Annotated in this window: 15 protein-coding genes and 1 riboswitch; of the genes, 5 read left to right on the forward strand and 10 right to left on the reverse strand. The window is 40.7% G+C overall.

The features are described from left to right. Positions 1-18 precede the first annotated feature (18 nt). The 8 genes from ung to QMA00_RS06395 form a co-directional block, all read right to left on the reverse strand. Positions 19-681: a uracil-DNA glycosylase gene (gene ung, locus QMA00_RS06360; RefSeq protein WP_076922090.1), complete on the reverse strand. Its 663-nt coding sequence runs from the start codon at positions 679-681 to the stop codon at positions 19-21. After that, positions 678-1,526 carry a cobalamin-binding protein gene (locus QMA00_RS06365; protein WP_076922091.1) on the reverse strand — a complete coding sequence of 283 codons (849 nt, stop codon included), beginning with the start codon at positions 1,524-1,526 and terminating at the stop codon, positions 678-680. The genes ung and QMA00_RS06365 overlap by 4 nt, the downstream gene beginning before the upstream one ends. Then, positions 1,526-2,125, reverse strand: coding sequence for a cob(I)yrinic acid a,c-diamide adenosyltransferase (gene cobO / locus QMA00_RS06370; protein WP_076922092.1), 600 nt, complete (start codon positions 2,123-2,125; stop codon positions 1,526-1,528). Before cobO ends, QMA00_RS06365 begins: the two co-directional genes overlap by 1 nt. After that, a complete protein-coding gene (locus QMA00_RS06375; RefSeq protein ID WP_076922093.1) occupies positions 2,118-3,599 on the reverse strand; it encodes a cobyric acid synthase in 1,482 nt (493 codons plus the stop codon). The genes cobO and QMA00_RS06375 overlap by 8 nt, the downstream gene beginning before the upstream one ends. Then, a complete protein-coding gene (locus QMA00_RS06380; RefSeq protein WP_028835661.1) occupies positions 3,599-4,609 on the reverse strand; it encodes an iron ABC transporter permease in 1,011 nt (336 codons plus the stop codon). Before QMA00_RS06380 ends, QMA00_RS06375 begins: the two co-directional genes overlap by 1 nt. A 1-nt stretch (position 4,610) precedes the next feature. Continuing rightward, positions 4,611-5,423 (reverse strand): ABC transporter ATP-binding protein, encoded by an 813-nt coding sequence (locus tag QMA00_RS06385; RefSeq protein WP_013465821.1) that lies wholly within the window; start codon positions 5,421-5,423, stop codon positions 4,611-4,613. 78 nt (positions 5,424-5,501) lie between these two features. After that, positions 5,502-5,626: riboswitch (cobalamin riboswitch) on the reverse strand. A gap of 60 nt (positions 5,627-5,686) precedes the next feature. Beyond that, complete coding sequence (locus QMA00_RS06390; protein ID WP_076922094.1) at positions 5,687-6,616, reverse strand: porin; 930 nt, start codon at positions 6,614-6,616, stop codon at positions 5,687-5,689. 163 nt (positions 6,617-6,779) lie between these two features. Next, entirely contained in the window at positions 6,780-7,649 is an 870-nt protein-coding gene (locus tag QMA00_RS06395; RefSeq protein WP_016900557.1) for a LysR family transcriptional regulator, read from the reverse strand. 89 nt (positions 7,650-7,738) lie between these two features. Here QMA00_RS06395 and QMA00_RS06400 point away from each other — a divergent pair, with 89 nt between their 5' ends. After that, on the forward strand, positions 7,739-8,113 hold the full coding sequence (locus QMA00_RS06400; protein ID WP_008110628.1) for a DUF413 domain-containing protein: 375 nt from the start codon (positions 7,739-7,741) through the stop codon (positions 8,111-8,113). An 86-nt stretch (positions 8,114-8,199) separates the two neighbouring features. Beyond that, the gene (locus tag QMA00_RS06405) at positions 8,200-9,432 is read left to right on the forward strand and encodes a diguanylate cyclase (protein ID WP_076922095.1); all 1,233 of its coding nucleotides are present in this window, start codon (positions 8,200-8,202) and stop codon (positions 9,430-9,432) included. A 5-nt stretch (positions 9,433-9,437) separates the two neighbouring features. On the opposite strand, the gene rarD is transcribed toward QMA00_RS06405, so the two are convergent. Together rarD and QMA00_RS06415 are read right to left on the reverse strand one after the other, a co-directional pair. Next, entirely contained in the window at positions 9,438-10,358 is a 921-nt protein-coding gene (gene rarD, locus QMA00_RS06410; RefSeq protein ID WP_076922096.1) for an EamA family transporter RarD, read from the reverse strand. A gap of 51 nt (positions 10,359-10,409) precedes the next feature. Next, a complete protein-coding gene (locus tag QMA00_RS06415) occupies positions 10,410-10,865 on the reverse strand; it encodes a thioesterase family protein (RefSeq protein ID WP_028835656.1) in 456 nt (151 codons plus the stop codon). Positions 10,866-11,016: 151 nt separating this feature from the next. Here QMA00_RS06415 and recQ point away from each other — a divergent pair, with 151 nt between their 5' ends. The 3 genes from recQ to QMA00_RS06430 all read left to right on the forward strand — a co-directional run bounded on the left by recQ (position 11,017) and on the right by QMA00_RS06430 (position 14,979). Beyond that, the gene (recQ, locus tag QMA00_RS06420; RefSeq protein WP_076922097.1) at positions 11,017-12,840 is read left to right on the forward strand and encodes a DNA helicase RecQ; all 1,824 of its coding nucleotides are present in this window, start codon (positions 11,017-11,019) and stop codon (positions 12,838-12,840) included. Between the two features lie 7 nt (positions 12,841-12,847). Continuing rightward, on the forward strand, positions 12,848-13,132 hold the full coding sequence (locus QMA00_RS06425) for a DUF3630 family protein (RefSeq protein ID WP_016900566.1): 285 nt from the start codon (positions 12,848-12,850) through the stop codon (positions 13,130-13,132). 128 nt (positions 13,133-13,260) lie between these two features. Next, positions 13,261-14,979 carry a POTRA domain-containing protein gene (locus QMA00_RS06430; RefSeq protein WP_076922098.1) on the forward strand — a complete coding sequence of 573 codons (1,719 nt, stop codon included), beginning with the start codon at positions 13,261-13,263 and terminating at the stop codon, positions 14,977-14,979. Positions 14,980-15,027 lie beyond the last annotated feature (48 nt).

A 15,027-nucleotide genomic window follows, 5' to 3' on the forward strand; every position in this document is an offset into this window, starting at 1 on the left:
TTTTTAATGCCTATTACCCTATACCTGCCAATTAATGGGCTGCGCCCCTTGCCCTATTAACAGTTCATTGGTTTTGGAAAAGTGCTGGCAACCAAAAAAGCCGCGATGCGCTGAAAGCGGCGAAGGATGAGGCCCTGCCAATACATGATGGCGCTGGCGATCAATACTTTTACCTTTTTTTTGTGCATGTGCGCCCCATAAAATAAACACCACACCTTGGCAGTGTTCATTTATATGAGCAATCACGTTATCGGTAAATTGCTCCCAACCTAAGTGTTTATGGGAATGGACTTGCCCTTGCTCTACGGTTAATACAGTATTGAGTAAAAATACACCTTGCTCTGCCCAGCCTTGTAAATAGCCGTGTTCTGGCGTGGTAAAGCCATTAATATCAGTTACTAACTCTTTATAAATGTTTTTAAGCGAAGGCGGGAGCTTTTTAACCTCAGGCAATACTGAAAAACACAAACCATGCGCTTGCCCTTCTCCATGGTAAGGGTCTTGACCTAATATAACCACTTTAATGTCGCTAAGTGGAGTTGCATCAAATGCGCTAAACACCTGTGATTTTGGCGGATATACAGCAGTGCCTTCGGCTCGTTTATTCGCAATATATTCAAGGGTTTGCTGCATATATGTTTGGCTAAGTTCATGGTTTAAAAAAGATGACCAGTTGCTCATAATTGACTCTTAATAAATTCTCTAGATATATCTACTTTGTCACACATCTGCGCTAATCCATCCAACATTCTGGGGGTAAACCGATGTAATAAATCAGCATTGACGCTAATAAACTGCTCATACTTTACCGCAGGAATTTCAGGCCACTGCTGCCAATTTACCGTAGGCATTACCCTTTTTGATTTTTCATCGGGAATAATAATAACTTGTGGCTTAGTAACTATCACGTTTTCGATGCTAATTTGTGGGTAATCTGTGTCGCTGTTTGCAAATACATTGGTTACTTGGCACGTTTCGATTAACTGATTGATCCATGTATTTTTTGATACAGTCATCATAGGCTCAGGCCACAACTGATAAAACCCCGTAAGCGTGGTTTTATCTTTCTGGGTAACTTTAATTGCGTTGAGTTTGGCTGTAAATGTCTCGGCTACTTGTTTACTTTGCTCAATATGGCCCGTTATTTGACCTAGTTTTAGTATTTCCGAGGCAACCCCTTCAATAGAACTTGGATCACTTAAATATAATTCAATTCCTAAACGCTTTATTTGTGCTAAATCTTCAGCCTGATTACCACTTTTCCACGCAATCACCATGTCAGGTTTTAGCATGAGTAACTTTTCAATAGAAATGCCATTGTAGCCACCAATACGCTCAATTTTAGTCGCCTCTTGCGGGTAATCTGCGTAATCCAGCGTGCCCACTATTAAATCACCCGCCCCAATGGCATATAAATTTTCAACTATGTGTGGTGCTAGAGCCACTATACGAAGCGGCTTGTCAGCTAGGGCTTGAGGTACATTAACAGCAAACAATAACAGCCCAAAAACAATACGCTTTAACATTAGTAATCAAAGCCTTTCAATGCTTTTACGCCCGACTCAAACGCATGTTTTACATTACGTACTTCACTTACCGTATCGGCAAGCTCTATTAAGGTGCGATGCGCAGCACGACCAGTAATAATTACCGATTGCATAGGCGGTCTATTATTTACAGCAACAACCACTTCTTCAAGGTCGATATAACCATAGGTCACCATATAGGTGAGTTCATCGAGTAATACCACATCGATACTGCTGTCGCTTAGCATCCGCTTTGACTCTTGCCATGTTGCTTGCGCTGCCGCGGTATCGGCCTCTTTATTTTGCGTATCCCACGTAAACCCGGTATTCATAACAGCAAATTCAACCCCAGCACCTTGCAGTAAATTACGCTCACCACACTCCCATGTGCCTTTAATAAACTGACATACCGCAGCTTTTTTACCGTGACCAACACAGCGTGCAACCACACCAAAACCAGAGGTTGATTTACCTTTGCCATTACCAGTAATAACCTGAAAAATGCCTTTTTCTTGCTGTGCCGCTGCTACTCGAGCATCAACTTGTTCTTTTACTTTTTGCTGGCGCTGTTGGTGCTTGTCGTTAGTTGATTCAGTCATTGTTATGTCCTTGGTAAATTTTAATAATTTGTTCAATATTTAAATGCGCTTTACACATATCAGCTAAGCGTTCTAGCTGGCGTTCACGATGCTCATTTATACTAATCGCACTAATTGCACTTTCTGGTTTCACCCACTTTAACAGCTGTTCTGTGGCTGCAGGGCTGTCAAATAAGCCATGTAAATAAGTACCAGCAATAGCATTATCATCACTAATAAAACCATCAGTTTCAAAGCCATTTGGGTGTTTATTAAAGCGAATAAGTGGTTTGTTGAGCGCTTGACCTTTACTGATCCCAGCATGTATTTCGTAACCCTGACAAGCAACCTGCTGCTGGTTTAAATTGAGTATTGCATTTACTTGGCTTAGCACTTTTTGCCCACCTAAAATGGTATCAAAATCGCTAAGCGCTAAACCCGTCACTTGCCCCAACGATGACTCCACCACATTTGGATCACTGATAGTATTACCTAGCATTTGCATACCGCCGCAAATACCCAATACTTTGCCACCATAACGTAGATGGCGCTTAATTTGCTGATCCCAGCCTTCATTTTTTAAAAACGCGAGATCGCTGAGTACATTTTTACTGCCAGGTACAATAATTAAATCAACAGCAGGAATTGCTTGTGTATGGCGCACGTAGGTTATATTTATATTCGGGTGTAATCGCAGAGCATCAAAATCGGTATGGTTACTAATATGTGGCAATAACAGTACAGCAATATTTATACTGGCATCGGTCACATTATTATCTATGGCCACAGCATCTTCTGCATCAAGTGCTAAATCGTGCAAGTAAGGTAATACCCCTAATACAGGTTTACCGGTGTACTCCTCGAGCCAATCTAGCCCACCTTGTAATAAACTAATATCACCACGAAAACGGTTAATCACAAAGCCTTTTACCCGTGCTTGCTCTGATTCGCTTAATAACGCCAAAGTCCCGACTAAGTGCGCAAATACTCCTCCTTTATCAATATCGGCAATAATAACAACAGGGCAATCCACTTGCTCGGCGTAACCCATATTTGCAATATCGTTTGCGCGTAAATTAATTTCAGCTGGGCTGCCAGCCCCTTCTACCAGTAATAAATCAAAGCGTTTAGCTAAACGCTTATGCGAGGTTAATACCGCATCCATAGCCACTTTTTTGTAGTCATGGTAAGCATCGGCTTCCATATTGCTGATAGCTCTACCATGAATAATAACTTGTGCGCCGGTATCACTATTGGGTTTGAGTAATATAGGGTTAAAGTCGATTTCAGGTTCAACTTTTGCGGCTATGGCTTGTAATGCTTGGGCTCTGCCAATTTCGCCACCATCGTGCGTTACGGCACTATTGAGCGCCATATTTTGTGGTTTAAACGGTGCAACATTAACCCCTTGGTTAGCAAACACTCTGCAAAGTGCTGCCACTAAGGTGCTTTTACCCGCATCGGAGGTGGTACCTTGTACCATTAATGTTTTCATTATTTACCCACCAGCTGGCGCTTACGAAAATACAAGATACTTAAAAAGAATAGACTACCAATGGCCGCCGTGATCACCCCTATTGGCAGCTCTTGGTTAGCGAGTAATGAACGTGCCAGTACATCGACCCACACCATAAATATGCCCCCGACTAATCCGGTCATTAACAATCCAACGCTGCTGCCTTGAGAGATAAAAAAGCGCACTATGTGCGGCACCATTAAGCCAACAAAGCCAATTCCGCCACACATAGCAACCAATACTGCTGTGATCAATGAGCTTAAAATAAGCATTAAAATTCGAAAGCGATGCACCCGTACACCAAGCGTTGTTGCGCTTTCATCACCTAACAACATGGCATTAAGTTGGCGTCTAAAACCTAACATAATGACTGTACATGTAATGATGACCAAGGCAGGTAATAACAGTGACGGCCATTGCGCCCTAGCAAAACTTCCCAAAGTCCAAAATAAAATAGCCGCGACGGCCTGTGGATCGCTCCAATAAAGTAACAAACTGGTAAAGGCGCTAAATAAAAATGATAAGGCCACCCCAGCCAATAACATCGACTCAACTTGGGCGTTGCGTTGACTGCCAGCAATTAAAATTAATAACCCCATTGCTACTAAACTGCCAATTAAGGCTGCTGCTGATAGCGCAATGCCTGCGCCTATTCCAACAAAAGCCATTAATACTACGACTCCTAATGATGCTCCCGACGAAATACCAAACAAATAAGGGTCAGCCAATGGATTACGAGTAACTGTTTGTAATATCAATCCAGCAATCGCTAAACCGCTGCCGGCCAAAAAAGCCAATAACGTACGTGGCATTCTTAATTCAATAATAATGCGGCTGGTAAATGAGGCCTCGCTTGAAAAAGTTAAGCTATGGTATACATCTGCGAGCGAGGTAGGGGCAGCACCAAAGCTCAATGCCACAAATAAACTAAATACAGCGCATAACAGTGCAATAATTAACGCCACACCATGGTTAGACATAATCGCCATGTTATTGGTATCCATAATAATAGGTAATATGGGGAATAGACTCACCATTGGACGCCGTTTGAGGGTGAGTATTAACTTGCGCGCAAACACCAAAAACCTCATCAAGCATTTGCTCGGTGATCACCTTATTAGGCTTTCCCGCGCTAGCGATTTCTCCGTTTTTAATAACCACTAACTCATCGCACATGGCTGCCGCTAAATTTAAATCATGAAATGAAGCAAACACAGTAATGCCCAAAGATTTAGCCAGCTCCATTAATTGAATTTGATATTTAACATCCAGGTGGCTTGTGGGTTCATCCATAATGAGTAGCTGTGGTTGCTGCACAATCGCTCTGGCAATAAGCGCTCGTTGCTTTTCACCGCCAGATAGTGAGTCAAATGACTGATTGCTATGAGATTCAAGCCCAACACGACTAATAGCCTGCGCTATTTTTTGTTTATCTGCTTGGGTGGTCGAGCTAAATAGCGTTTTATACGGGGTAAGCCCTAGAGCTACAACATCGAATAACGAGAGATTAAATTGCGACGGTGTTTCTTGTAGCACTACCGCAACTTGCTTGGCATAGTCTTCACTTTTTAGCTGCCAAATATCGGTATCGTTAAATTTAATGTCGCCTGCTGATGGCTGATTAAATCGATATAAGCACCGCAGTAAACTCGACTTTCCTGCCCCATTAGGGCCAATTAAACCAATAAATTTACCACGCTCAATGCTCACATTAATGTGCTTAAGAATTAATGTATTGTCCACTCGCCAAGAAACGTTGTTAACGGTTAAAAGCGGTAAGTTTAAAGAGGTGTGAGTGTGCAAAAAATTATCCTAGGCAGGGAAACACCCACACTCAGTACTAATACGTACCAAAAAGAAAATGAGTTAACCCGCTCGTTATATGAAGTTTTAAGGCATTTGTATCTGACTTACAGTAAAACTGATCACAGTTACGGGAATAGTTGAGGAGTTACACCTCATTCCAAATGCTTGGCTATTATGCGCAGATAAGTAAATAATTTAAAGCAAAAAAAAACGCACTCAACTGAGTGCGGTTAAAAGGGAGTGTTTTAACTAAGGTTTAGTTAAAACTTATATTCCATACCTAAACCTAGGTAATCTTGGTCAACCTTGTTATCCATATCAAAGCTTGAGTAAAAACCAAATACTTTAAGGTTTTTGTTTAGTTTATGGTCAACACCTACCGATATCGCGCTTTTATCATCGCTATCATCAAAATCCATTGTTTGGTATTGCACTTTGAAAGTGTTGCTACCCATAAGGTAAGCTGCATTCACTAAGTAACCGTCAGCCTCAGCGCTGCCATCTACTTTTTCTTGTGTTTGGTACATTGCGCCAAGTCTAAAATCTTCAATTTTACCTTGAACTGTTGCACGCACTACATCGTAACCATTGACTTCGCTATCAGCAGCAATGGCAGCATATACTGCGCTCTTTTTAAGGCCTGCATCACCGTAAGTTAACGCCACTGAGTAGCCATTTTTGGCATCTACGTCGTCTTCTGCAATAAATGACGCTAATACTTTAAAACCTTCATATGAGTTTGAAGCATAAGATACTGAGTTACCTAAACGATTTTCACCTTTAAAGGTATTTTTTATATCACCTTCAAGATCGTTGAAAAGATCTAGTTTCCCCTGCGCTTGCTTAAGCGCGGTATCATTTCGGCCTATCACAACCTGACCAAATCCGCCTTTAAAGCCCACATATTGATTACGCGCTGAAATATTGTCGTTATCACCTTTAGAATCGGCATCAGACACATCGACCTGAAATTCAAACTTATAAACCGCTTCTAAACCGTCTGAAATTTTTTCAGACCCTTTAAGTCCGAAACGAGATGCATTACTTTTAATTTCAGTAAAAGACCCTTCACCATCGTCAGATGATTGAACGGTTACATTTGCTTTACCGTAAATATCTACCTCTGCAAGTGCATTAAAAGATAAACCACTAAGTAGGGCTAAGCATAAGCTCGATTTTGCAAATTTCATGTTATTTCCTCGATAACCACAATAGACTAATTTTTAAAACAGCAGCAGTGTGTCACCACTAAATGACAAAAATATTACAAAGGACACATTTTTGTCTTTTTAAGTTAATAAAACTGCATTAAATCTGAAATCAAAATAACATGTAAAATAAACTGCCTACCGACTACTTACTTTGTTTCAATAAACTCGGTGTCATTTGCGTTAACAAATTAACCAAGGTTTCTATCAGCTCTTTCTGTTCGTTATCTCTATGATAAGCAACAAATACATCTCTTGAGGTATTTTCTACCCCTTTTACATGAAAAAGTTCGCCTTTTTCTAAATGATCTTTAACTAATACCTGTGGAATAAACGCACTGCCGCCACATTGCAGTATTAAATCAAGCGCAATACGCCCTGTACTGGTTCTAAAATAAGGCGGTGTTTTACCGGTAAACTGACGCGCATGCCAAAGAGAAAACGTGGTTCCCCAATCAACATACACATATTGATTATCAAAAAAGTTATCACTGGTTGCCGTATCGTAACCACTCACCGGAATAATAGGCAGTTCACAAATACGTTCAACCACAAGTTCATCAACTTTAGGGGGATCAAACAAAATAGCTAAATCAAGCGTACGCTCCAACAATAAGCGAGTGCTTTCTTGTTGCGCTTTCACTTCTGCCACCAGCGATACACCAGGCATCGCCGATACAATATTTGTAATACCAAACTGTAAAAATGCATCCCAAATATTAGGCGTACCTGCTAAGCTAATTTGCTTATGCATATTATCTGCAAGTGCAACATCCACTTTGGCTCTTTGCATCCCAGTAATAATCATTTGCGCATGCGGTAACAAACGCTCACCTGGGGCGGTGAGTTGAATATTATTACGCTGACGAATAAATAAATTTACGCCTAAGCCCTGCTCTAGTTGGCGAATTCTAAAACTCACCGCAGACTGCGTTATGTATAGGTTTTCTGCCGCTTTACCAAAATGGCGAGTACGCACCACTTCAACAAATGTTTTTAATAAATCTATGTCCAATTTTTTATCCTCACGATAAAAATTTTTTGTTTAAAAAAATAGCGATTATGTACCATACTCCAGCTAATAATTGGTATGAGGGTACAGCTATGAGCAATGATATTTCACTACTTCGTCAAGCATTCGTAAGTCAACGTCAATTTTATGATGACCAAAACTTTCCACGCGGATTTAGCCGCAGCGGACACTTTACCCTGTTAGAGGCAAGTATTTTAGAACAGCATGGTGTTGTTTTAAAAAGCCTGTATAACAAAACAGTTGAGCCACAAAACGAACATCAGCAACAATTTGTAAATGCTGTCAGTGGCATAATAGAGCCAAGTAACCCAATTGAGCGAGCATGGGTTAAATATTTAAAGTTAACAACCTGCAAAACAAAATTCCATACATTATTTGGACGCTCAAAAATTTCAGGGCCAACACCAATAAGCCAAGATTATTATTCTGAGGCTGACAATCTATAAGTCACTACAATAGTTGCTTTTTGGCGTTTTAGCAGTTACAACTTGTATAAGCAAACACTTTTGCAAAATTTAAACAAGGCTGTTACGTGACGCACAGAATACTTATTGTTGAAGACACTCCGACTATTGCGCGAGTGCAAAAGCATATCGCGCAAAAAGTCGGCTACGAGGTTGATATTGCTCAATCCTTGGCTGAGACTAAAGAGCTAATAAGTAAGCATCATTACTTTTGCGCAGTGGTCGACTTTATATTACCTGACGCGCCACAAGGTGAAGCGGTTCCATACACCATTGCAGCAGATATTCCTACCATAGTGATGACAGGCAATATCGATAAGCATACCCGTGACACCGTTGAAAAATACCCCATTATTGATTACATCATCAAAGGCAATAAACAAGCCTACGAGTATTTAGAAAAGCAGCTTTACCGCCTGCCCCGTAATAAGCATGTAAAAGTATTGGTTGTTGATGACTCTGCGTCAACACGCCAATACATATGTAGTTTATTAACACGTCACAAATATCAAATATTACAAGCAGCCGATGGTCTAGAGGCGCTTAAAGAGCTTGAAAACACCCCCGATATTTCTGTGATTATTACCGACAAAGAAATGCCTAATATGGACGGCATTGAACTGTGTAATGAAATTAGACGCATTTATAGTAATGACGAAAAAGCCATTATTGGTATTTCAGGTATCACTTCGTCTAACTTATCCACTTTATTTTTAAAAAATGGGGCAAATGACTACTTGTATAAACCATTTAATAGTGAAGAATTTTACTGCCGGTTAAGTCAAAACGTCGATATGTTAGAGCTCATAGCCACCATAAAACGACAAGCTAATACAGATTACTTAACTAAACTCCCTAATCGTCGTTACTTTTTTGAAGAGGCCAATAAGTCATTAAAGCAGTTTAAAAAAGCAAAAGCACCAGCCATGTTAGCTATGCTTGATATTGACCATTTTAAAGCTATTAATGATACCTATGGCCATGATGCCGGAGATGAAGTGCTTAAAGGGCTGGTGGTATGCTTTAATAAATATTTTGAAAACCAATTGGTTGCCCGTTTAGGCGGAGAAGAATTTGCGGTATTTTTTACTGAACTGACCGAACAAGAAGCGCTAAAACGACTAGAAAGCTTTCGATTATTTATTGAGCTTAATAGCCATGAGTTTAGCCAAGCACAAATCAAGTTTACGCTGTCGATAGGCTTCAGCCATAGTGAAACCTATCAAATTGACGAACTATTAAAGCAAGCCGACTTAAAGCTCTACAAAGCTAAAGAGTCGGGGCGTAATAAAGTGGTTTAGTTTAACTAAACCACACCTGAGGCGACAATGGCTGCTTTTCTGCGTTTACGCGACTGATGGTATGAATCCCAACTAAAAATAGCCAGTGCACTCCAAATACACGCAAAGGTAATTACACGCTCAGCATCAAACACTTCACCATAAAACACCACTGCTAAAATAAACATTAAGCTAGGCCCTATGTACTGAAAAAACCCAAGCGTTGTGTATTGCAATCGCTTAGCCGCGCCGGTAAAACACAGCAATGGTAGCGTAGTCACTATACCTGCACTTACTAATAGCGCATTAGTTAGCCAATCATTCGCTGGTAAATTAGACGTTTCAGTCGGCACCATTAACCACCAATAGGTCAGTGCCACCGGTAATAATATTAATGCCTCAATTAAAATCCCAGGCAGGGCATCAACCTGTAGTTTTTTACGTAATAGGCCATATAACGCAAAAGAAGTCGCTAACGAAAATGCCACAATCGGAAATGAACCAAAACTAATTAACTGTAATAAAACACCTGTAAAAGCCAAGGCAACAGCAGCTCCTTGCAACTTACGTAACCGCTCGTTTAAAAACACCATACCAAGTAATACATTTAACAAAGGATTGATATAGTAGCCTAAGCTGGCATCTAGCATGTGGTTGTTATTAATAGCCCATATAAACAACCCCCAGTTAAACCCCAATAAGGTCGAGGTAACAACTAGCATCATAATTAATTTAGGTTGGATTAAAATGCGTTTAATTTTATCCCAGTAGTTGAGCACACTCACCACTAAAATAAGAAACATCACTGACCAAATAACACGATGCATTAAAATTTCAAATGCTGATACATGTTGGATCATCTTAAAATAAATGGGTGCTAGGCCCCACATAAAAAAGGCGAGGCAGGCAAAAATGGCGCCCTTTCGCTGCTCGGTATCAATCGACATAGTAACCACTTGATGATTTAAAAGGCCGTAAGTTTAACCCCCTCTCACTTTTTAGCCAACTAAATACGTGCCCGTTCCAAACGCTATTTGTACTGACTGCTCATTATGTAACTCCATCCGGCACACGCACACTTTATTTCCTGAGCGAATAAGTGTGGCGCTGGCAATAAATACCTCCCCTTTACCTGGGCGTAAATAATCAGTACGTAAATCTATGGTGCCCAGTGTTGCTAACTTTTTATGCACACTGGGTAAGTCGGCATCGTCTAGTTTTCCTATTACACTTGCTGCAGCAAGCATTCCGCCTACATTGTCGAGCACCGCAGAAATCACTCCACCGTGAAGAATCTTTTGCGCCGGATTACCAATTAATACGTCTTGCCAAGGAAATGATATTTTAGCTTGTTCAGTACTAAGTGACTCTACTGCTATTTTTAAAAACTGGTTAAAGGGCATGTTATTAACAAACAGCGCCCCAACTTGATCGATCAACATTTCTTTATTCATTATTATTCTCTATGTTTTTAGTGGTACGATGAGTAAAGCACAGCTTGAGGCTATTGTAACCCCCTGCAGATTTTAGTTTATCACTACAGATGTGTGTACCAAGTAATGAAAGCTAAAGACATCCTGATAAAAAACCACTAAAATAGCGCCGATGAATACACTAACTCCTTCTCCTAATACGCTTGTGCGTAAACCCGAAACTGTACTCAAACAAGTGTTTGGTTACAGTGAATTTCGCGACGGTCAAAGTGCAGTAATTGATGCCGCCATAAATGGCCAAGATTCATTAGTATTACTGCCCACCGGTGGTGGTAAATCGGTGTGTTACCAAATACCCGCGTTGGTATTAGAGGGAGTCACCATTGTTATTTCTCCGCTGATCTCTTTAATGCAAGATCAAGTCACCCAGTTACAAGCACTGGGAGTTAAGGCCGCTTATGTCAATAACAGCCTAGCTCGCGAAGAACAACAATTAGTGTATCAGCAACTGCATCAAGGGCTGATAAAGCTACTTTATGTAGCTCCTGAAAAAGTGCTACAACGCGATTTTTTAGAACGGCTCTCTCATTTGAATGTTAGCTTGTTTGCTATTGATGAAGCACACTGTGTTTCTCATTGGGGTCACGATTTTAGACCGCATTATTTTCGTTTAAATGAGCTTAAACAACGCTTTGCACATGTGCCTATGATGGCACTCACTGCCACTGCCGATAAAGCGACTCGCTTTGATATTGTTGAGCAACTCAAGCTACAACAGCCCTACATTCATACCGGCAGTTTTGATCGCCCTAATATTCGTTACACCATAGAAGAAAAATTTAAACCTATGGTGCAATTACTGCGTTATTTAAAAGAGCAAAAAAATCAAAGTGGTATTATTTATTGCACCAGTCGTAAACGTGTTGATGATATAGCTGAAAAGCTTGCTGATGCAGGCCTTAATGCTGCCGCTTACCATGCGGGAATGAGTAACGAGCAACGTCAGTTTGTGCAAACCGGATTTGCCCGTGACGATATTCAAATTGTGGTTGCCACCGTTGCCTTTGGTATGGGAATTAACAAGCCTAACGTACGCTTTGTTCTGCATTACGACATTCCAAAAAGTATTGAAGCTTATTACCAAGAAACAGGCCGTGCTGGACGAGATGGGCTGGCTGCAGAGGCCATCATGTATTTTGACCCTGCCGATATAGGCCGAGTTAGACGCTTTTTTGAAGATATTGACGATGAACAACGCCGCCGCGTAGAAGAGCAGCGCTTTAATGCCATGGCCAGCTTTGCCGAAGCACAAACGTGTCGTCGTCAAATATTATTGAACTACTTCAGTGAGTACCAACGCGAGCCCTGTGGGAACTGTGACATTTGCTTAAATCCACCTAAAAGTTTTGATGGCACATTTGTCGCACAGCAAGCGCTTTCATGTGTTTATCGCGCGCAACAACGATTTGGATTGGGTTACATTGTAGAGTTATTACGCGGCGCAAATACTAGCCGCATTCGTGATAACAATCATCATGAACTTAGTACCTATGGCATAGGTAAAGATAAAAGCAGTGAATTTTGGCTTAGTATTTTACGCCAACTTATTCATCAAGGGCTATTAAGCCAAGATATAACCCAAGGCGCTTCATTGCGTTTAACGGAAGCTGCACGCGCTATTTTAAAAGGTGAATATGCGCTGCAATTGGCCGAGCCTCGCTTACAAGCTAAACACGTTTATCAGGATAAGTTAGCGAAGTTTAATTACGATAAAAAACTATTCGCTCGCCTGCGTGCATTGCGTAAAGAGTTAGCCGATGCCGATGATGTGCCGCCTTATGTAGTATTTAACGATAAAACGCTAGCCGAAATGGCGCAGCTTATGCCCACTAACGACAGTGAATTTTTAAAAGTGTCGGGGGTTGGTTTTACTAAATTAAACAAGTATGGCGGTGAGTTTTTAACCGCAATTCGACATTACCTAGCAACGCAATAAGCCCCTTATGACCGAACTTGAATACGATCACACACATCAATGTATTATTATTAAACCGGCAGAGCTGCCGCACGATGAAGACTTTGAATTGTGGGGAACGTTATTTTTGCACAGCGATGAAATTAGCATTAATGAGTATGCCGCTGGGGCAGATCGTCATCAACTGCGTTTTAACTATGCTAACCACACATTTAATTTAAATTTTGAGCATTACAGCCAAAGTGTGTGGATTAATGGTGAAGGGCAAGATGCCGACAACCTATTGGCAGCGTTAACATTTTATTTAACTTAAATGCATAGCTAATACCTTATAATCGCTATAAAAATAAAACTAAATCTGTCTTTTACTTACATATCAATAACAATGATGTAAGCTAAGAGTAAGTGTTTTATTTTGCAAAATAGCGCTAAAGAGGGTCAATGTTAAATAGAAAATGGATTGCACGTAGTTGTTTTAGCCTTTCTATTTCGAGTATGTTTATGCTCAGCGTTTGCGCGCAAGAAACGCCACTAGCCCAAAGCTGCCAAAATGACGATTCATTGAAAACTTCTGAAATTAACTTGCGTCGACAAATCGAGTCTCAACCTCCACCGCTTACGATAAATAGTAACGCTAAAATTGCCTCAATTAATCTTAAACAACTTAATGTTTTTAATACCGAACTCGAAGCTGAAAACAACGCACTGTTTCGCTTTGCTAATCGTGCACATATACAAACTGAGCCTGAGGTTATTAAAAGCATTTTATTGTTTAAAGCGGGTGATACTTTTAATCAAAAAACCTTGGCTGAATCTGAACGGCTACTGCGTAAACAAAACTATTTATATGACGCACAAATTATTGCTGACGAAAATTGTGATGGAAATATTGATGTAACAGTAATTACTCGAGACTTATGGACTTTACTGCCCGAACTTAGTTTTAGCCGTAGTGGTGGTGAAAATAAATCAAGTATTGGTTTTCGCGAATCTAACTTATTTGGTTGGGGCAAACGGTTATCGTTTGCACGTAAAACAGACAGTGACCGAAATGGTTATTTATTTGTTTACGATGATCCTAATATCTTATCAACTCGCTACCGAGGGCGTTTAGAGTATGCCGACAACAGCGACGGCAAAAGTCATTTAGTTGAACTAACCTACCCGTTTTATGCCATCGATACGCCCTATAGTTATGGCGCCCTGAGTTACTCAACCCAGCGAGAAGAGGCCCTGTACCTTAGGGGCGATAAATTTAGTGAGTTTGAACAGACCACCGATCTAAATCAAGTATTTTTTGGTCACTCTAAAGCCCTTAGCCATAACTGGACACAGCGCTTGAGCCTAGGTTATATCGATGAGCAACAAACATTTAAAAGCATCGATGAAACGACTGTGCCGCTAGCTGAAAATAGGCAGCTTAGTTATCCTTATGTAAGCGGCCACTGGTTTGAAGATAACTTTATAAAAGTACGTAACTTTGACAGTATTTATCGTACTGAGGATTTAAATTTAGGTTGGAATATCAAAGCCACCCTGGGCTACTCCGATGAATCAATAAGTAACGACGATAGCCGCGCTGTGTACTCGTTTAATTTTAACAAAGCCCATTTTAGCACTAACCATACCCTTTGGCGTTTTCATGCAGATATTCAAGGCTATTGGAATAACGAGAAAAAACAGCTCGAAAACTTGCTCACTACTAGCCAAATTCAATATTATTTAAATACCAGTATTGATCAATCTTGGTATGTAAAAGCAAGGCTGCAATACGCAAAAAACCTCACTAATGATAAACAGCTCACCCTAGGGGGCGAAACTGGACTTCGTGGCTATCCTATGGAATTTCAACATGGGGATCGGAGTTTTTTAGTCAGTTTAGAAAAGCGCTATTACTGGGAATATGACTTACTACAGCTGTTTAAAGTGGGAGGGGCGGCCTTTTTAGATATCGGTCGAGCTTGGTATAACAGCGACTCGAACACTCAGTATCAAGTTGAGAACACCCCAGTGCTAAAAAATGTGGGCTTAGGTTTGCGCCTTGCGCCAAGTCGCGCCAATGCGGGTACCATGATCCACCTTGATATAGCCGCGCCACTAAATAAATATGATGATGTTGACTCGGTACAGTGGCTACTGAGCGTTAAAAATTCTTTTTAAATCACTACTGCGCACAAAGTTAACGCGTTACACTTTGCGCCTATCATT

Origin of the sequence: Pseudoalteromonas sp. APC 3694, assembly GCF_030407565.1 — a bacterium.
GTDB lineage: Bacteria > Pseudomonadota > Gammaproteobacteria > Enterobacterales > Alteromonadaceae > Pseudoalteromonas > Pseudoalteromonas tetraodonis.